We start from the raw sequence: 19,643 nt of genomic DNA, 5'->3' as shown, positions 1-19,643 counted from the left end.
ACCACTATGGCCATGACGTTAATGCTCATCATGATTGTCTTGCTCGTGCTTGGCTTTCCAATGATGGTCCCTTTGATTGCTGCCGCGCTAACCGGTTTTTACATGATGTTTGGCGGCGTTGGTCAAATGGATACTTTTATTCAGCAAGTGCTGGGAGGGATCCGTCCTGCCTCACTGATTGCTGTTCCTATGTTTATTCTCGCCGCCGATATTATGACGCGGGGGCAATCTGCTAACCGCTTGATTGATATGGTCATGACCTTTATTGGTCATATCCGCGGCGGGTTGGCGATCAGTACCGCCACCTCTTGTACTCTGTTTGGTGCCGTGTCTGGCTCAACGCAGGCAACCGTCGTTGCGGTTGGCTCGGCATTGCGTCCAAAGCTGCTTCGCGCAGGCTACAGCGACTCTTTTTCGCTCGCGTTGATCATCAACTCCAGTGATATCGCCTTTTTGATCCCACCCAGCATCGGGATGATCATTTACGGGGTGATCTCAGAAACCTCCATTGCCGAGCTGTTTATTGCTGGGATTGGTCCTGGGTTAATGATTCTGACCTTTTTCTCGCTCTACTGCTTGTATTACGCCACTGTCCACAAAGTGCCGACAGAGCCTAAAGCGAGCTGGAGTGAACGGATTACCGCTACACGAAAAGCGTTATGGCCACTGATGTTCCCACTGATTATCGTGGGTGGGATTTATGGCGGCGTCTTTAGTCCCACAGAAGCGGCCGCGGTGTGTGTGCTTTATGCGATGATCTTGGAATTTGGTGTCTTTCGTTCACTAAACAGCAAAGATGTGTTCACGATCGCGCGTTCAACTGGCTTAATTACCGCTGTGGTCTTCATTCTTGTCGGTGTAGGGAATGGCTTCTCTTGGATCATTTCTTTCGCGCAAATTCCGCAAACCATTCTCGAGGCAGTGGGGATAAGTGAAATGGGCCCGATGGGCGTATTGGCCTCCATTTCAATTGCCTTTTTTGTTGCCTGTATGTTCGTTGACCCGATTGTGGTTATCTTGGTGCTCACGCCTATATTTGCACCTGCGATAGAAGCCACTAGTCTTGATCCTGTACACGTCGGGATTGTGATCACCTTGCAAGTGGCGATCGGCTCAGCAACGCCTCCGTTTGGCTGTGATATTTTCACCGCTATTGCGATTTTCAAAAAACCCTATTGGGAAGTTATCCGTGGAACGGGGCCATTTATTGCAATGCTGCTTCTGTCAGCGGCGTTACTGGTGATGTTCCCTCAGATTGCGTTATTCCTGCGTGATATTGCGTTTGGGTAACTAAACAACAGGAGTGATTGGATGTTTAAACGAATACTGGTTGCCGTCGATGGCTCATATTCTGCGTTAAATGCGTTAGATAAAGCGATTGAGTTGCAACAACTCACCCATGCTGAGCTCTACTTATTGTGTGTGTTTAAACATCACAGTTTGTTTGAGGCATCACTATCGATGGTTCGCCCCGATCGGTTGCAGATCCCCGACCAGACCCTGAGCGAATACGCCCGCAACATTGTTGAGCAAGCCAAACAACATGCAGTCGAAAACGGTGGCGAGAGTGTACGCGGATTTGTCAAAGGCGGGCGCCCTTCCAAAACCATCATCAAGTTTGCGAAAAGCAAAGAGGTGGATTTGATTGTGATGGGCGCGCATGGCACCCACTCAGACAAAGACGGTATGTTTCTCGGCAGTGTCTCCCATCGTGTGGCAGGGCGGGCACATTGTCCCACTATGGTGGTTTAATCACCCGTGATGGCGTTTTCCGCGTTGTAACGCACACTCGGTCATCACAACAAGAAAAAGGCCAGTATCGAAAGATGCTGGCCTTTTTTATCACTGTTTGCAGCGCTTTTATTGTAGGTGGAAATAATGACTATTCAGTACCAGGTGAACACCGATAGAGGCAAGGTAACCGAGCATGATCACCGGTGCCCATTTTAGGTGGCCAAAAAAGGTGTATTTGCCGTGGGCTTGTCCCATCAAGGCCACCCCGGCCGCTGAGCCTAACGACAACAAGCTACCACCAACACCCGCCGTTAACGTCACCAATAGCCAGTTACCGTGCGACATATCAGGGCTCATGGTTAATACCGCAAACATGACCGGAATGTTATCCACCACCGCAGATAAAATCCCAACCAGTGTATTCGCCCAAATAGGATTCCACTCGAGATACATCACATTCGAGACGAGCGATAAGTAACCAATCAAGCTAAGGCCGCCAACACACATCACGACCCCATAGAAGAAAAGCAAGGTGTCCCACTCGGCATGGGAAATGCGGCGGAAGACATCAAAAGGCACCACTGACCCCAGTCGACGTAATGCCGCTTCGTCATTCTTCGCCTCAGCGATAGCACGTTTACGCGCTAACGAGCGCGGCAGTGTGCGGCGCAGATAAAAACCAAAGAACTGCAGGTAAGCCAAGCCCATCATCATCCCCATCACCGGCGGGAAATGGATAAAGCCATGGAAAGCAACCGCCGTGGCGATAGTGAGCAAGAACAAGACCATGATGCGACGAGCGCCGCGTTTGAGCTCGACATGCTCTTGCATCACATCCGGTTGTGTACGTGGGATAAATAGCGACATGATAAAGGCGGGGATCACGTAATTGACCACAGACGGAATAAACAAGGCCCCAAATTCGGCAAAGGTCACTTTGCCCGCCTGCCACACCATCAAGGTGGTGATGTCGCCAAAGGGACTAAATGCACCGCCGGCGTTTGCCGCCACAACAATGTTGATACAAGCCAGATTAATAAACCGAGGGTTATCACCGCCAATTTTTAGCACAATGGTACACATCAACAGTGCAGTGGTAAGGTTATCCGCCACTGGCGAGATAAAGAAAGATAGGATCCCAGTAATCCAAAACAGGCTTCTCAAATCGTAGCCTTTACTCAAAATCCACGCTTTCAAGCCATCGAATAAACGCCGTTCTTCCATCGCCGAGATATAGGTCATGGCCACCAACAAGAACAGCAATAGCTCGGCGTACTCCAACAGATTGTGCTCCAGCGCGGCATGCGCCGGTGCCATATTGCCCCATTGAGAGTAAGCAAAACCAATGAGCAGCCAAATCAAGCCAGCCGCCAGCAAAACAGGCTTCGATTTTCGCAAGTGAAGCTTTTCTTCTAGCATCACTAAGCTGTAGGCAACCGCAAAGATTGCCAAAGACGCATAGCCCACCCAAGACTGAGTTAAATCCAGCCCTTCTCCTGTCGTAGCGGCAAAAGCCGTTGGCGATACCATTGCCAACGCCGCAACCAAACGCTTCATCCTTGAGCCTCCAAATTTTGTTTCCTTACTTCTGATATGACAATTAAGTCGTGTTAATCAGCCTGTTTCCGACTGTTTATTGACCGACCACCCGCCATAGAGACAAATCGCGTCGCCTCGGCGTGGTGACACATTTCTCACCATTAAAAGACAGTTTAAAAAGCGTGCTCTGTGGCAATCGTGCAATGTATCAATTGTTTATTTTGCACGGATAGGTCACCGCAGAACAAAAGCGAACATAATATTAACAAATATGGCGTTAACGTCTATTACTAAGCACGTTTCAACCGTAAAAAAGAGGTGACATGGGTTACTGTCAAGATTAATAATATCAACTTACTAGTTGGTAATCGCTGTCATAGTCAGCAAAAATCGACTAGATTTAAATAAAAAGTGAATGATTTTAGTCATCCTCATTGAAAAAACCAAAAAATAACACTTACACAACATCGCAAACGCATCATTGCTATCTTGCTGGGATGCATAGTTCGAAGAAGGGAGTCACTATGAAAGCACCTAAACTCGCGGCCATCGTCTGCGCGGCTGCGCTGTCAGTGGGAACGACCACCTCCGCCCTGGCTGAAACGGCGCGTGTCGCCGTCTCTCAGATTGTGGAGCACCCGGCACTTGACGCCGCCCGCAATGGTCTATTGGATGGGCTAATTGCCAAGGGTTATACCCAGGGCGAGAATCTCGATTTTAAATATCAAACTGCACAAGGTAACCCTGCTATTGCGGTACAAATCGCTCGCCAGTATGTCGGCGAACAGCCGGATGTACTTGTCGGGATTGCGACGCCCTCGGCACAAGCACTCGCGGCCGCTACCCGTGATGTGCCAGTGATTTTCACCGCCGTGACCGACCCTGTCGGCGCTAAGCTGGTCAAAAACATGGATGCCCCGAGCGGCAATGTGACAGGTCTTTCTGATCTTTCCCCTGTGGCACAACACGTCGCACTGGCCAAAGAACTTTTACCCAACCTTTCCTCTATTGGCGTGGTGTACAACCCGGGCGAAGCAAACGCTGTCACCTTAGTTGAGCTGCTAAAAGAAGCCGCTGAGCAACATGGGATTAAAGTGGTCGAAGGGACAGCACTAAAAAGTGCCGACGTCCAGTCTGCCGCACAAGTCGTTGCGACACAGTCTGATGTGATTTATGCCCCAACAGACAATACAGTCGCCAGTGCCATTGATGGCTTAGTGGCAGCGGCCAATTCAGCCGGCAAACCCGTCATCGGCGGCTCCACCTCTTATACCCCTAATGGTGCCGTGGTGGCATTAGGCTTTGATTACTACTCGGTTGGCGTACAAACCGCAGATTATGTTGCCGCAGTGCTGGAAGGCAAACCGATTTCATCATTGCCAGCTAAAGTGGCGGAAGGGTCAGACCTTGCTGTCAATCGCGCAGCGGCTAAGAAACTCGGCCTCGAGGTGCCTGCGTCTATCTTAGATCGCGCCTCACGCATCGTAGACTAGTTTGTATCAGTCTTGGAGTAGTAAATGACTGCAATTGCGTTCTTCGGCACCTTAGAGGTTGGGCTGATCTATGGCTTGGTCGCTCTCGGGGTCTATCTGACATTCCGTGTTTTGGATTTTCCTGATCTGACCGTTGACGGCAGCTTCCCAATGGGTGCTGCCGTCGCAGCAACCATGATCGTCGCTGGCTATAACCCATGGCTAGCGACGGCAGTGGCTATTTTGGCCGGGGGGATCACTGGTCTCGTCACCGCCTTTTTGACCGTAAAATGCGGCATCCTCAATTTACTCTCGAGTATTTTGACCATGATTGCCGCTTTCTCTATCAACATCCGTATCATGGGACGCCCCAATATCGCTTTGCTCGGGGAAGAAACCATCCTCACCCCGTTCGAATCACTCGGGATTGCCCCAGCCTATCTTCGCCCCTTAGTGGTGGGCGTATTAGTGATTATTAGTGGCCTCCTCGTCATCCGCTTATTGGCCAGTGACTTCGGTCTTGGGCTACGTGCCACCGGGGTCAACGCACGGATGGTGAAAGCCCAAGGTGGGAGTACCGCGATGTATACCTACTTTGGTCTTGCGCTATCCAACGCCTTTGTCGGCTTTGCGGGGGCACTATTTGCGCAAACCAATAGCTTTGCGGATGTAACCTCTGGCGTCGGCACCATTGTGGTGGGGCTCGCCGCGGTGATATTGGGACAAACGCTCATCCCTGGGCGTAAAGTCTGGGTAGCCGTTATCGCGGTGATTTTAGGCTCTATCCTCTATCGTCTCGCCGTCGCATTCGCGCTGTCGAGTGGCATGTTTGGCTTGCAAGCCTCTGATCTCAACTTGGTGACCGCGGTACTGGTTGCCGTTGCGCTCATTGCGCCTAAAATGCGCCAGCAATATCAAAAGTCAAAACGTGCGAAACAGGCGGAGGTGTCAGGATGATCTCGCTTAACAACATTCAAGTCACCTTTAATCCTGGGACCGTGCTGGAGAACCGCGCGTTACGAGGCGTTAATCTCACGATTCCTGAAAAAGAGTTCGTCACCATCATTGGCTCCAATGGCGCGGGGAAGTCGACCTTGTTGGGTGCAGTGACAGGTGAAACCCCGATGATTGGTGGTCAGGTCATGATTGACGACATCGATGTGACGAAAAAAGCCGTTCACCAACGAGCCACCCTCGCCGCTCGGGTGTTTCAAGATCCACTCGCGGGTACGTGTGCCTCGTTAACCATTGAGGAAAACTTAGCCCTAGCCTATCGGCGTGGAAAAGGCCGGGGCTGGACACGTGCGCTTGGCAGTAAACGGCGTCAATTATTCCAAGAGCGCATTGCGATTTTGGGGTTAGGGTTAGAAGATAGGCTCGGTGACAGCATCGGCCTGCTTTCAGGGGGCCAACGCCAGGCGGTAAGTTTGGTCATGGCAACACTGTCAGACAGTAAGCTCTTACTGCTTGATGAACACACCGCAGCGCTGGATCCACGTATGGCCGCATTCGTGATTGATTTGACCAAAACCATCGTCAATGAGTTTAACCTCACGGCGATGATGGTCACTCACTCAATGAAAGATGCCTTGGCCTGTGGCGATCGCACCGTGATGTTACACCAAGGCAATATTGTTCTCGATGTGCACGGTGATGAACGCAAAAATATGGATGTCCCGCATCTGCTGGAAATGTTCAATAAAGTCCGTGGCGAAACCCTTGCCGACGACAGTTTGCTGCTCGGCTGACTCAGCCTTTCACATCAAGGAAAACAGACGGCGCTTATTTTCGAATAAGCGCCCAATTTTCTATTCTTATTGCCAGATTTTTCGTGATAGCCAGTATTCCATGCTAGGGTAGCGGTATCTTAGTAAGGGACTGACTATGAACATCCAAAGCGTTCTGCTCGCTTTATTGGTCGTACTGATCTGGGGCGTCAACTTTTCCGTCATTAAAGTTGGGCTGGAAACCTTGCCACCCATTTTGTTCTCAGGGTTACGGTTTTTTATCGTCGCCTTGCCGGCGGTATTTTTTATTCCGCGTCCTAAGGTAAAACTGTGGCAACTATTCGCCGTGGGACTGAGCCTAGGCGTCATTAAATTTAGTTTGCTGTTTATTGCCATGCAAGACGATGCATCAGCCGGCATCGCTTCCCTACTTTTGCAGTCACAGGTCATTTTTACTATCGGGCTAAGCGCTCTGGTGCTTAAAGAGCATGTTACCGTGCCGCAACGCATCGGACTTATCGTGGCTTTTTCCGGGTTTGGGCTATTTTTTGTTGCCTCTACGGGAAGCGCGACACTCACGGGCGTGGCGATGATTGTTGCCGCTGGCTTTTTCTGGGCAGTCGCCAACATGGTGATGAAACAAATGCCAGGCGTTAACCTGATGCATTTTATGGTTTGGGTGAGCTTAATCCCACCGCTACCACTGTTTGCCCTCTCGTATTGGTTTGAGACCCACCAGCCTATTGCCTTGTTGCAAGCCACACCGTTATCAGGTTGGGTCTCTGTTGCCTACGTGGGTTACTTGTCGACGTTGGTTGCATTCGCTATCTGGGGATGGTTGCTCAACCAGCACACCTCAGCCTCAGTCACCCCGTTTGCGCTATTGATCCCAATTGTCGGTATGGCGGCAGCGTCAATCGGGTTGGGAGAAACCTTATCGATGATTGAGTGGGTTGGCGCGGCCTTGATTGTCTCTGGCTTGAGCCTGTCTGTGTTGGGTCGGCGCATTGGCCGCTGGTTGGGACTAAAAGCGCGTGCCAGACCTACTTCTGCGCTGTAAATGATTTGCCCGGCCACCACTGATTCAGCAGCCTGCCACCGAGTGACGGCTGATACCGCCAACAGTGATCAAACATGGCCATTAGGCTGGGGTTGCCATATTTGGACAGGCTTACGGCATGAAAGCGATTGTGGTTGGCTTTCAGTGCCTCAACTTTGTTTATCATCGCATCCGATTGCTTAGGCGCGATAAAGTCTGACACGACCACCAGATCGGCGTTTTGATAGCGATCGCTTTCCATCAGGTTGAGCGCTTTATCAATGACTGGCGTCATATCTGTGCCGCCATGAAAACGGTAAGAGAGAAAGCTCATCGCCTCTTGCAAACCGCGCTCACCGGTTAACTCGTAGCTAATATGGTCCGTGGAAAAGAGCATCACGTAACAGTCTCGGTGCTCAGTGGCGGCAATCCGCATCAATACATACGCGAGGGCTTTAGCACACTGCTCTGGAAAACCGCTCATGGAACCAGAGGCATCCACCGCAATGATAAACGGCCCTTTCTTTTTTTCAGGCATAGATTGACTAGGCGCGTGCGTCTCCACTTTTTTACGACGGTAGGCCTTACCAGAAAACTGATAATTGAGGAGCTGTTTGTCTACCAGTTGCTTGTAAAACACTACTTCAAGCGCCGGATCCGCGAGCAACACGGCTTCATTGGGCAACAAGCGATCAACCCGATCACTTTGGCAAATCCCCGTGATATCGTCCGGCACATCCACCTGACGCTCTGGTTTGGTTTTCAGTGTCTCAGTGGGCTGTTGGCTTGGCCCAGAAAGATTCACCTGATTGGCCATGCGCCCGAGTTGTTCCGCGATTGCCTGAAGCTCTGGATTTTTCTCTAGAAAAGCAATAAACCGTTTAAGCAAGGTGACGTCTTGCTGAGAAAGAGAGCTCGCCGCCATATCCCACAGCCGCCCCACTTTGCTGATATCGCCCGACTGGTCAACGCCATCCATTTGCTGATAGGTTGAAATCCGGCGGTACAAATCTTCCAAGAGCTTTTGTTTTTGCGCCTCAACACTGTCGGACTGATTTTTTTGTATTTCGGCTTTTAAATGCGCGTGCCATTTATTGCAAAAGTACGACTGAAACATGGGATCGGCGTGCTGAGCTTGATGGGCGGCGAGCTTTTCCGCCTGCGGATAGAACGAAGAAACCGATTTTAATTGGCTCAGTAAAGTATCAATCTCTTTTTCAAACGCGCGCGCGGTTTTTTCGGTGGCCTGCTCGTAGTATTGAATTTCTTGCTTCAAGGAAGCTGACAGCCCTTGCTGCACCAGCTTGCGTTTCGTTTGCCCTCGCCAGCGCTGAAGCTGTTTTTTTACGGCTCGCTTAATCGCTGGGCTTCGTTCCGTCAACACGAGTAACTGGGGGTGAGACATCAACTCTGTCATCGCCGCATCCAGTAACCCAGACTCCGCGAGCATCAACCCCATGTTCAAGCTCTCAGCACTCAGCATGGCTCGCTCCTGAGAAGAACTCACCTAAGCGCGCTAAACGATTAACTTGACGCTCTAGGTTATCAATCTGCGTTTTTACCTCATGTTCCACATCCACCAAACTCGCTGATGCGATTTCCAGCAGATCCGGTTGCGCAAATAAATGTGGTAATCCGGCATTGAGTTGACTGCGCGCGCGACGAATTAAAAACTGCGCATGCTGCAATTGTTCAAGCGCATGATCGGTTTGTTGCTTCCAATCTGCTAGCTGCGATTCGCTCGGATCGTTAACCCCCACCAAAGCCATAGGTACAGGTCGATTAGCGATATCTTTAATGACCAAGGCGTGCTGCGCATCCCACTCTAACGTGAGCCGGCACAGATGATTGTTTTTATTCACATAGCCATACAAGTCTGTGCTGCCTGTTTTCAACTTTTTCTCAATGTCGGCCGCATCGAGATACACCCAGCGACTGTCACCTTTTTCTTGCTCTGAAACCGATGGGTTGGCCCGAAGTAGGACAAAACGAACCAAATCTCGACTTTGGTTGACCGTGAAGCGAGGCGACTGACTCACGTCAATCATTGCTTTGCGCGTGAGTCCAGCGGTGGCCGTATCTTGTCGATAGGTCAGCGCCTCAGCCGTATCTTGCTCAATCTCTTCTAATGCCACTTTGACGTCATCGATCAAGGCGAGTACTTCTTGTTGATCGAACAGGACTTCTTTGGCAAATGCCTGCATTACCGTTTGCACCACATCGCGCGATTCTGGGCTATGCCATAGGCAGTCTTCCAGTAACAATAAGTCCAGTGGCGCGACTTCGTCACGACCATTGAAAAAAGCGGCCGCTTTTAGCAAACGCACTGCCTTTTTCCACCGGCGATCCGACACATAAAGCTCACTTGGGTCGAACTGTGATTGCTCACTGCCGGCATTTTCTACCCGTTGTTTTAGGGTGTAGAGTTTTTCGAATATCGCATCAGGCAGATCCAGTGTGGGAATAATGGTCTGCCAATGCTGATATTCTTGATGGCTAATTTTCAACTTATCGGCCACCGTTGCCTCATCCTGGCTGGGCTCGGTGAGCATCAGTTTGAAGTTTTTCTTCTCTTGGATCCGATTGACGAACACTCGTAGCAACATGCGATCGTACAAGGCATCGAGCCCACTGTCCGGCTCGGGTAATTCGTTGGACGCTGTCACCAATAAACGCATAGGAACAGGATAAACATGCTCGCCATTTTTAAAGGTGCGTTCGTTGACCACGGTCAGCAAGGTATTGAGGATAGCCGGCCCTGCTTTCCATATTTCGTCCAAGAAGACAACGTCGGCGTTAGGCAAATAGCCATCGGTCAAGCGTACATATTTGCCCTCATCTTTCAGCGCCTGAATCGAGAGCGGGCCAAATACTTCTTCCGGCGTAGAAAACCGGGTCATCAAATACTCAAAAAACTGGCTGTTATCAAACGCCTCGATCAATCGTTTAGCGATATAACTTTTCGCAATCCCGGGCGGGCCAAGTAAGAAGATACTTTCACCGGCAAGCGCGGCCAACAGACACATCTTGATGGTATGTTCGCGCTCGTACACCCCACTGGAAAGCGCATTGATGAGGCTGGCTATACGCTCAGGTAGCAAAGCACGTTGACTGACGGTGGCAAGATTTTGAGACAAGTGATACTCCGATTTTCATCGCTATACAGGGTATTTTTGTGCTTGATAACCACGAAGCGCTTGTTGATTAATCATGGCAAGCCAAGCGCTATTTGCCATTAACCAGCTGACCAACTGCACAAAAAACACACTATTATGTAAACTAATATTAATTAATATGTCGATATATCATTAGCGCACTTGTCAGATAGTGACATAGATCACTCTCAAGTCAATCTTGCGACACCCCCTCTTGTCATTGCTTGATAATTAACCTGCTTTCACTACGGGCCAGTGTGAGTGGCCACCCCACTCAGTCCATGACCCATCGTAAACCGCCACAGGGTAGGCGAAGTAGTGCTCAGCCACAGCGGCCAAAATGCACGCGGTAACCCCCGAGCCACAACTTACTACGTTAACCCGCGTATCACTTAAGTGGGGTAACACGGTCGATCGCGCTTCACGCTCACTGATCACAAAGCCTCGTGGGTCGGTCAACGTGGCAAAGGGAAGATTCGTGGCGCCAGGCATATGACCACTACGAATCCCCTCTCTCGGTTCAGGGGCGTTGCCATAAAAGCGTGTTTCAGGACGAACATCAATCACATTCATCACGGCGAGTTTGTCTGCCAAGGTGGCACCATCCATGTAGCGGTACGGTTTAAACTGCGTCTGATAGGTCGCTTCGACACGTGGCTGCGGCGGGGTATTATCAATCAGCCCCTCTGAGGCCATCCATGCAGGTAACCCACCATCTAGGATAAACACATTTTGATGACCCATCACTTTACACATCCACCAAGCACGCGCCGCTGAAAACAATCCTTGGGTGTCATACACCACCAGGGTATCTTGCGACGCAATGCCTAATGCGCCCATATGCTGGGCGAAGCGCTCTTCATCAGGCAACATATGGGGCAAGCTAGACGTGGGGTCTTTGATACGACTGTCGAAGTCAAAAAAAACGGCCCCCGGAATCCGACGTTGTTGCCACTCTTGAACGCTATCCCTCGACACATCAGGCATAAACCAACTGGCGTCGACAGGGATCACGGTATCGAGGCGCTGAGCCATCCATTCGGCGGTTACAAACACTGACATTTTGACGGTTCCTTTTCATCGTTGATTGACGGCTTACCACTCTTTCACAAGATATTGACCTTTCTCATCTGGTGTCAGCCTGCGTTTTTACTCATACTGAGAGCCTCGCATTGAAGATGCAACTAAATGAGGATGTGAATGACACCGTCTCGCGTGATCAGTGGCACTATTTTACTGTTTCCCACTTTGCTACTCGCGCCTAGCACGGCCTTGGCGGCTGGCTTTGGATTAACGATTGAAAACGACAGCCCATTAGGGGTCGACAACCAATACACCAGTGGTGTTTATGCGCATTGGCATGCGGATTGGTCAGATGATCTCACTCGTGCGTCTGTCACGCCTATTCGTTGGTTTGCCGAGCAACTTCCGCTCAACGAGTCGGCAAGGCAAGGCTGGAGTGTGGATATTGGGCAAATGATGTGGACGCCCAATGATATTACCTATACCACGCCTCAACCCGAGGAACGCCCTTATGCAGGGTTGATATTTATCGAGCCCGGTATCTACCAGCAGACGCCAGAACGGGTCGATAAGTGGTCACTGATGCTTGGTATGGTTGGTCCCGCGTCACAAACGGAAGAAGGGCAGTCTTATGTTCATGATGTCATTGACTCTCCCGATCCTAAAGGCTGGGACTATCAAGTGGAAAATACCCCGGTGGCACAGCTTGCCTATGAGCGGCACCAGCTTTTACACCGTAGCGAGCATCAAGAATGGGGAGTGACTGGACGTGCGGATATTGGCAACTTCCGTAGTGAGCTGTCAGCAGGCCTTAGCTACCGAGTGGGGCTGGATCTCGCCAACACGTATGGAGGAATCAGTTATGAGCCCGGCCGGCACCTCGATAGCCGCTTATTTGAGGCCAGTGAACAAGGTGCCTTCTTGTATACGGCTATCCAAGGTCGCTACCGTGCCAATGACATCACCATCAATGGCGATAAGCCGCCAGAAAATGCAGACATCGATATGACGCATTGGCAAGCCAGTGCCGCAGCTGGGGTAGCGTTTTATCAACCTCGCTGGGGCACGGATATCAGTGTCGTACTGCATACCAAAGATTATGAACAAGCTATCGATAACACCTACAGTTACGTGTCTTGGACAGTGCACTATCGCTATTAGCGATAGTGTCATTCCCTTTTCCATTATCTTGAGGGAGCCGCCGCCGTTTTCGCACTACGCGGTAGCGCGAATTTATCGGAGAATTTCATCCACAACAAAGACGCGAGAATCATCGCAATACCCAACCATTGCAGCGGTTGTAGCGTCTCATCAATCCAGAGTACCCCCAGGGTTACGGCCGTAAGCGGATTGAGGAACATGATGATCGACTGACGATTGGGGCCCAGCACGGTAATTGAGCGAATGTAAGCCCAATAGCCAACGGCGGTATTCAGTACGATTATCCACGCTAGACCTGGTAAAGCGTCTAGTGTTGGCGCTTGCGGCGGCCCAGCCAAGCCCCATGCAAACGGCACGAGCATCACGCCACCAAGAACTAACTGCCATGCGGTCAGACCAAAAATATCTTTCGCTTCCCATCGCTTCATCCACAATGTTGACTGCGCGACAAAGAAGGTTGCTAATAGCATTGCGCCCGCTCCCACCCAATCGATGTCTGTGGATGGATTCAGCAACAATCCCACTCCCAATAGCCCGAGTACTGCCAAGCTAAGCAGCTTAGGCTCTGGCCGTTTTCCTTCGGTTAACCACTGCAACAGCATCAGAACGAGCGGTAAGGTGGCTCCTAACGTCCCCGCCACCGCGCCCGGTAGTCGATATGCCGAGATAAATAGCAGTAAAAAGAAAGCAGCAATATTGAAAAAGCTCACTGCGAGCATTCTCGGCAAACTCAAGGGTAAACCACGGCGACTGATCAACAGCATTAAGATCCCTGCAGGCAGCGCCCGCCAGACCGCCATCCAGTAAGGGGAAAGATCCCCCAAGTACAATGCAACCGCCGAATAAGTACTTCCCCAAAAAATGGGGGCGAGAATCGCGATGAAATAATGCATAACCTGTCTCCATTTATCTTTATGTGAAGATAGATTATCCGACACATTGATCAACATCAAGTATCTTTACTTAAAGATAAATAGTTGAGGGCGAACTTCGCCAGCGCAATGAAGTGGAGCTGCTATGCTTATTTATTGGTAAAACAGGGGGATACTAGAATGATTAATACCGAAAATGCCGTCGTTTTGTTGATTGATATACAAGGTAAGCTGGCGCAAAAAGTGGTGGGTAGCGAGGAATTACACCAAAAAGTGGCCCAATTAGTGCGCGGTTGCGAACACTTCGATGTGCCTGTCGTTTGGGTAGAACAACTGCCTGAAAAGCTTGGTGCAACAACGTCGGCGCTCGCCGGCCTCATGCCAAACAACACGCCCATTGCCAAACACACCTTTAGTGCCTTTGCCGAGCCTCGTGTAGCGCAGACATTGCGTTCACTGAACCGTAAACAGGTGATTCTTTGCGGCATTGAAACACATATTTGTGTGTATCAAACCGCCTGTGATCTGCTTCGCCATCACTACCATGTGCATCTTGTCACGGACGGGATGTCATCCTGTCACCCTGTACACCATCAAAGTGGCATCGCAATGATGCAGCAGCATGGTGCTTGGATCACCGTGGTCGAAGCCTTGTTGTTTGAGTGGCAACAACACGCAGGGGGGCCGGACTTTAAAGCGTTTTTGTCACTCATCAAGTAAGCACTCAGTAGATCTCTAATGATTGATATCACGTATTGGTGGTCACAATGAGCAAATTTCGGATTTGCAAAACGGTAAAGTGAGACTTATGCCTCATTTTGCCTCCTAACAATTTAATTAGTGGTCTAATATTATTTGGGACGCATGTTTGAAAAGGAAAGGAAGCATATGTACAAACGACTACTCTCAGCCGCTATCCTGTCGCTATCGGCATTACCGGCCAGCGCAGACGACCACCACTGTGGCAAAGTCACTATCGCCGATATGAATTGGAATTCTGCTAGCCTGATTGCCAACATCGATCAGTTTATTTTAGAGCATGGCTACGGCTGCGATGCCGAGCTTGTGCCTGGTGATACCATGCCAACGGGCACCTCGATGATTGAAAAAGGTGAACCCGACATTGCCCCCGAGTTTTGGAGTAACTCGATGCGTGAAGGCCTGCAGCGCGGTATCGACGAGGGTCGAGTTCGCTACGCCGGTAGTGCATTTGTTGAAGGCGGCGAAGAAGGGTTTTGGGTTCCACGCTACATGGTCGAAAAACATCCTGAGTTGAAGACCATTTCAGGGATCAAAGCGAATGCTGATTTGTTTCCCCATCCAGAAGATGCCTCCAAATCCGCTTTTTATGGCTGCCCCGCGGGCTGGAACTGCCAAATTACCTCAGAAAACCAGTTTGAAGCTTTAGAGTTGGCTGACAGCGGCTTCGAAATTGTCGATCCGGGCTCTGGTGCAGGCCTTGCAGGTTCAATCGCCAAAGCCTACGAACGAGAAGAAGCGTGGTTTGGCTATTATTGGGCACCCACTGCTGTGTTGGGCAAATATGACATGGTAAAAGTGGACTTTGAGACAGGAACAGACGTACAGCACTACAAGGACTGTATTACCTCGAACGATTGTATGAACCCGCAAGCAACCATGTATCCGGCGGCTGACGTTGATACCGTGGTAACAGAACGCTTTGCCACTCGCGCCCCCGAAGCGCTGACTTACTTGAAAGAGCGTGGTTTCACTAACGATCAAATGAATGGCTTACTCGCCTGGATGGAAGAAAACCAGGCCGATGGGGAATACGCGATGACCAACTTCCTCATCAATCATGAAGATATTTGGACCCAGTGGGTACCCAGTGACGTCGCTGAAAAAGTAAAAGACGCCCTGTAACGTTGAAACAGCCAGCGCAGAGCTGCCGCTGCGCTGGCTCTCCTTAAGCAGTATAGGAACAATAACAATGGCTGATTCATGGCTAACGGAAGTGCCAGAAATGAGCAGGCGTGATCTGCTCGCTATTCGACAAACACTCGACGGCGCGTATCGCGACTTCTCCCGCGAATATGGTGAAGGTATTGAAGCCTTCTTTGACCCCCTCCTCCACTTTCTCGTTTGGTTCGAAGACTTACTCCTCGCCACACCTTGGTGGCTGGTGATTGCCGTACTTGCCGGTATTGCATACCTCGCCAGTCGCTCTTGGAAGCTCCCCACGGCTGTGGCTGTTTCTTTCACCCTGATTGCCTATTTGGGCATGTGGGAAGATACCATGAGCACCATGAGTATCATTTTGGTGTGTACACTGGTCGCTATTGGTGTGGGTGTGCCGATAGGCATTGCCATGTCCAAGTCCAATCGTACCCAAGCCGTGGTCACGCCGTTACTGGATATTATGCAAACCATGCCCGCCTTCGTGTATCTCATCCCAGTGGTGATGTTGCTGGGTATTGGCAAGATCCCCGGGGTGATCGCGGTGGTTATCTATGCGATTCCTCCGGTGATTCGTTTGACAAACCTGGGGATCCGGTTAGTTGACAAAGATGTGTTAGAGGCAGCCACAGCCTACGGCGCCAATGGTTTTCAGCGTTTATTCCAGATCCAGCTCCCCCTAGCAATGCCAACCATTATGGCAGGCATTAACCAAACCATTATGATGGCACTGGCGATGGTGGTCATTGCCTCGATGATTGGTGTTTCGGGCCTTGGACAGCCTGTACTTAAATCGATTACTAACCAATACTTTACCTTGGGCCTTCTCAATGGTCTCGCCATTGTGGTGATTGCGATTATTTTCGATCGTGTGTCTCAAAGCTACGCCAAACGTTCCCAGCAGCATCTCAAAGGAGGCGATCATGACTAAGCCAGTCCAGGACACCTTAATTGAGATCCAAGGCCTATATAAAGTGTTTGGCGACCACCCGCAAAAGGTAATGCCTGCGGTCAAAGCAGGAAAAAGTAAAGATGCCTTATTACAAGAAACAGGGCATACCATTGGACTCAGTGATATTAATCTATCCATTCGCCGCGGTGAGGTCTTTGTGATCATGGGCCTGTCGGGCTCTGGAAAATCGACCTTAATTCGTCATTTCAATCGCTTGATTGATCCCACCGAGGGTGAAATCCGCGTCGAAGGCACCGATATCATGAAGCACTCGCAAAAAGAGTTGCAGGCGTTTCGACGCCATAAGATGTCCATGGTGTTTCAACGTTTTGGCCTACTCCCTCACCGTACAGTGAGAGAAAATGTTGGATTTGGTTTGCGAATCCAAGGAGAGGGAAAAGCGCAACGCGATCAAAAAGCGGAACAATGGTTGTCGACTGTGGGTCTTGACGGCTACGCCGATCAATATCCGGCGCAACTATCTGGTGGGCAACAACAACGTGTCGGCCTTGCACGCGCCCTCTGCACGGATGCAGAAATTTTGCTAATGGACGAAGCATTTTCTGCCCTTGACCCCCTCATTCGCAGCGAGATGCAAGACCAGCTGATTGAATTACAGGAAAAATTGCACAAAACCATCATTTTTATCACTCACGATCTGGACGAGGCATTGAGGCTTGGTGACCGTATTGCCATTTTACGTGATGGTAAGCTCGTACAAGTCGGAGAGCCTGTCGATATATTGCTCCAACCGGCCGATGACTACGTCGAGGCTTTCGTGAAAGACGTCAACCGTGCTCGCGCATTAACGGTCGAAACCGTGATGCAGCCACAAATCTGTCGTATCAGCGCCAACACGATTGGCGATGCGATTCAGCAGATGCGTCAGCAAAAGGCCAACTATGGCTATTACATCACAGAAGAAGGCTATCAAGGCACCCTGAGTCAAAAAAACCTCAGTGACAAAGATCCAAGCGGTGATATCGAGGCAAGTCTTCTCGAAGACGTGCCTGCCATTGAGCAAGACTCGTTATTGGAAACCGTCATCCCAGATACGTTGGAGTCAAAATGGCCGCTACCCGTCTTTGATAATCAAGGCGAGCTAATTGGGCACCTCTCACGGCAAACAGTGGCCAGTATTCTCAGTGAAAGTGGCCACAAACACGCAGCCGCACCTGACGACAAAGACTCAACGAAAAAAGCCAGTTAGCCAATAACGCACTCTCGCTGACTGTGAACGCGTCCCGCTCAGGCGGGGCGCTTTTTTGTTGTCGCGCTTTTCTCCACCATTTTTCAGCCTCGTCACTGACGCTATCCGCGTCATGTTCATAAAAATGAACAGTGATTTCACTCGCAAATCACATTACTGAGACATCTGTCATTCTACTGAAACAGTGGCTCCTTAAGCTGCGGCGCATATTTAGATTAGGCAGTTGACAGGAAGTACCATGAGCGTAAGACAGCGGTTATTGATCGCCTTCACCCTCTTTATCGCCTCGACCATCGGACTCGGTAGTCTCGCACTTTGGATATCGGCTCGCTCCGCGGATGCCTCAGCCGAATATGTAAATCATCAACTTCCCGAAGTATGGGCGCTTTTAGCTCTTGAGCGTGATCACCGCGACCTCGTCAATCTGTCGCAAAAAATCAAAGCACAAGTCTTATTTTGGAACGAGATCACCCCTGAGTTTGAAAAGCTTCAACAACGCTATCAACAGAGCTGGCAAGCGTTGTCACAGTATCCGTCTTTGTCGGACTGGCGTGCCGAACAGCTAGAAGGTAAAAAGAAGTTCGACCAATACCTCACCAAGCTTGCTAAAACGGTCGACAGTAAAAGCTTTTACGATGCCGGGCGTCTCGTGGACTTTGATCTCTACCCTGCCGTTGACCCCATGTTAGCGGCCATCAACGAAAAGCTGACCGAGCGTCAAGATAACGCGAAAAACTCTGCCGGCGCGCTTATTACCTTTTTGCATCAGCAATCGAACATCGTCTATGTCGGTTGTGGGATCACACTATTGCTGGCCTTAGTACTGATGACTTGGCTACGAAAAACCGTGGTGGTGCGCCTGGATCATATTGCCACGTCCCTGACGGATATCGATAAGCGCTCCGATCTCTCCGTGCGTTTATTCGATAAGTATCAGGATGAAGTCAGTGCCGTCGCTCGGGCATCTAATAACCTGCTCGATAAGTTCAGTCACTTTGTCACCGATATACAATCGCGGACATCAGCGCTTGATCAACAGTCAGATACCTTAGACCAACAAAGCACGCAAGTGGCGACGATTAACGAGCAAACACGGCAAAACGTTAACGATGTCGCGCAATCCCTGACCGTTATGGAAAGCGCAACCACAGAAATCGCCAACGCCATTCATGATACCCGTGAGTACATCGGCAAAGTCTCTCAGGACAATGATGAAATTCAAACGCAAATGAGTGCGACAGAAGCCTCAATTGCCCATAGCGTCAAGGTGGTGGAAAACGTGTCGAGTACCATGGCAACCTTGAAACAAACCAGTAACCAAATTGCCGGCGTCATGGATGTGATTGAGGGCATTGCAGAGCAAACCAATTTGCTGGCCCTCAATGCTGCGATTGAAGCGGCACGCGCTGGTGAGCATGGGCGAGGCTTTGCCGTCGTCGCTGATGAAGTGAGAAGTTTGTCTCAACGCACAGCACAATCAACTGGCGATATTCGAAACTGGATCAATGACTTACTCGGCCAAGTTGATACCGCCAATAATCTACTAACGGAAACACAGTCAGCCAGTGCCGACAATCAGCAAGCCAGTGTCCGACTGCAGGGCTATTTAGGCGAGATGCATACCACTTTCCAAGGGCTTGAACAACTCAGCGCGGAAGTTGAAGCAGCCCTGGGCTCTCAGCATAAAGAAATTGCTCACCTCACCCAGCAGCGTCGCGCGCTCAAACAAGGTAGCCAATCACTCACCGAGGCAATCGATACGACCAGTAATGTCAGTGGTCAGTTAAGCCACCAATCCAGCGCGTTGACGCAATTAACTGACCAATTTCAAACCTAATAGCT

General features: G+C 50.3%; 17 protein-coding genes. 12 read left to right on the top strand and 5 right to left on the bottom strand.

The features are described from left to right. The first annotated feature begins 6 nt into the window (after positions 1–6). Positions 7–1,290, top strand: a complete 1,284-nt coding sequence (locus BZG20_RS13070; RefSeq protein ID WP_077579285.1) for a TRAP transporter large permease — start codon at positions 7–9, stop codon at positions 1,288–1,290. Positions 1,291–1,311: 21 nt separating this feature from the next. Next, positions 1,312–1,752, top strand: coding sequence for a universal stress protein (locus BZG20_RS13065; protein WP_046075962.1), 441 nt, complete (start codon positions 1,312–1,314; stop codon positions 1,750–1,752). 108 nt (positions 1,753–1,860) lie between these two features. Here the strand turns inward: BZG20_RS13065 and nhaD are convergent, their stop codons facing one another. After that, a complete protein-coding gene (gene nhaD / locus BZG20_RS13060) occupies positions 1,861–3,291 on the bottom strand; it encodes a sodium:proton antiporter NhaD (protein WP_046075963.1) in 1,431 nt (476 codons plus the stop codon). A 506-nt stretch (positions 3,292–3,797) separates the two neighbouring features. On the opposite strand from nhaD, the gene BZG20_RS13055 reads away from it, so the two are divergent. From BZG20_RS13055 to BZG20_RS13040, 4 genes are all read left to right on the top strand, one after another. Beyond that, positions 3,798–4,766 carry an ABC transporter substrate-binding protein gene (locus BZG20_RS13055; RefSeq protein WP_077579284.1) on the top strand — a complete coding sequence of 323 codons (969 nt, stop codon included), beginning with the start codon at positions 3,798–3,800 and terminating at the stop codon, positions 4,764–4,766. Between the two features lie 24 nt (positions 4,767–4,790). After that, positions 4,791–5,702, top strand: coding sequence for an ABC transporter permease (locus BZG20_RS13050; protein WP_046075965.1), 912 nt, complete (start codon positions 4,791–4,793; stop codon positions 5,700–5,702). Further along, positions 5,699–6,493 carry an ABC transporter ATP-binding protein gene (locus BZG20_RS13045; protein ID WP_046075966.1) on the top strand — a complete coding sequence of 265 codons (795 nt, stop codon included), beginning with the start codon at positions 5,699–5,701 and terminating at the stop codon, positions 6,491–6,493. Before BZG20_RS13050 ends, BZG20_RS13045 begins: the two co-directional genes overlap by 4 nt. Positions 6,494–6,629: 136 nt before the next feature. After that, positions 6,630–7,532 carry an EamA family transporter gene (locus tag BZG20_RS13040; protein ID WP_077579283.1) on the top strand — a complete coding sequence of 301 codons (903 nt, stop codon included), beginning with the start codon at positions 6,630–6,632 and terminating at the stop codon, positions 7,530–7,532. Here BZG20_RS13040 and viaA read toward each other — a convergent pair. The 3 genes from viaA to BZG20_RS13025 all read right to left on the bottom strand — a co-directional run bounded on the left by viaA (position 7,516) and on the right by BZG20_RS13025 (position 11,728). Then, positions 7,516–8,994 (bottom strand): ATPase RavA stimulator ViaA, encoded by a 1,479-nt coding sequence (gene viaA, locus BZG20_RS13035; protein WP_046075968.1) that lies wholly within the window; start codon positions 8,992–8,994, stop codon positions 7,516–7,518. The two genes, BZG20_RS13040 and viaA, sit on opposite strands and share 17 nt — an antisense overlap. Beyond that, positions 8,981–10,648, bottom strand: a complete 1,668-nt coding sequence (locus BZG20_RS13030; protein ID WP_046075969.1) for an AAA family ATPase — start codon at positions 10,646–10,648, stop codon at positions 8,981–8,983. Before BZG20_RS13030 ends, viaA begins: the two co-directional genes overlap by 14 nt. 249 nt (positions 10,649–10,897) lie before the next feature. Beyond that, entirely contained in the window at positions 10,898–11,728 is an 831-nt protein-coding gene (locus tag BZG20_RS13025; RefSeq protein WP_077579282.1) for a rhodanese-like domain-containing protein, read from the bottom strand. A 138-nt stretch (positions 11,729–11,866) separates the two neighbouring features. On the opposite strand from BZG20_RS13025, the gene BZG20_RS13020 reads away from it, so the two are divergent. Continuing rightward, positions 11,867–12,850, top strand: a complete 984-nt coding sequence (locus BZG20_RS13020; RefSeq protein ID WP_052708152.1) for a lipid A deacylase LpxR family protein — start codon at positions 11,867–11,869, stop codon at positions 12,848–12,850. Between the two features lie 23 nt (positions 12,851–12,873). Here the strand turns inward: BZG20_RS13020 and BZG20_RS13015 are convergent, their stop codons facing one another. Then, positions 12,874–13,743, bottom strand: coding sequence for an EamA family transporter (locus tag BZG20_RS13015; protein WP_077579281.1), 870 nt, complete (start codon positions 13,741–13,743; stop codon positions 12,874–12,876). A 159-nt stretch (positions 13,744–13,902) separates the two neighbouring features. On the opposite strand from BZG20_RS13015, the gene BZG20_RS13010 reads away from it, so the two are divergent. The 5 genes from BZG20_RS13010 (at position 13,903) to BZG20_RS12990 (ending at position 19,638) form a co-directional block, all read left to right on the top strand. After that, positions 13,903–14,442: an isochorismatase family protein gene (locus BZG20_RS13010; RefSeq protein WP_077579280.1), complete on the top strand. Its 540-nt coding sequence runs from the start codon at positions 13,903–13,905 to the stop codon at positions 14,440–14,442. A 168-nt stretch (positions 14,443–14,610) separates the two neighbouring features. Then, entirely contained in the window at positions 14,611–15,606 is a 996-nt protein-coding gene (locus BZG20_RS13005) for an ABC transporter substrate-binding protein (RefSeq protein WP_077579279.1), read from the top strand. A 67-nt stretch (positions 15,607–15,673) separates the two neighbouring features. After that, complete coding sequence (locus BZG20_RS13000; RefSeq protein WP_077579278.1) at positions 15,674–16,570, top strand: proline/glycine betaine ABC transporter permease; 897 nt, start codon at positions 15,674–15,676, stop codon at positions 16,568–16,570. Next, positions 16,563–17,801, top strand: a complete 1,239-nt coding sequence (locus BZG20_RS12995) for a glycine betaine/L-proline ABC transporter ATP-binding protein (RefSeq protein WP_077579277.1) — start codon at positions 16,563–16,565, stop codon at positions 17,799–17,801. Before BZG20_RS13000 ends, BZG20_RS12995 begins: the two co-directional genes overlap by 8 nt. 238 nt (positions 17,802–18,039) lie before the next feature. Beyond that, on the top strand, positions 18,040–19,638 hold the full coding sequence (locus BZG20_RS12990) for a methyl-accepting chemotaxis protein (protein ID WP_077579276.1): 1,599 nt from the start codon (positions 18,040–18,042) through the stop codon (positions 19,636–19,638). The last annotated feature ends 5 nt before the right edge of the window (positions 19,639–19,643 follow it).

Source organism: Salinivibrio sp. IB868 (genome assembly GCF_001995655.1).
GTDB lineage: Bacteria > Pseudomonadota > Gammaproteobacteria > Enterobacterales > Vibrionaceae > Salinivibrio > Salinivibrio siamensis.
The sequence above is the reverse complement of the archived record's forward strand: the minus strand, read 5'-3'. Positions and strand labels throughout refer to the sequence as shown.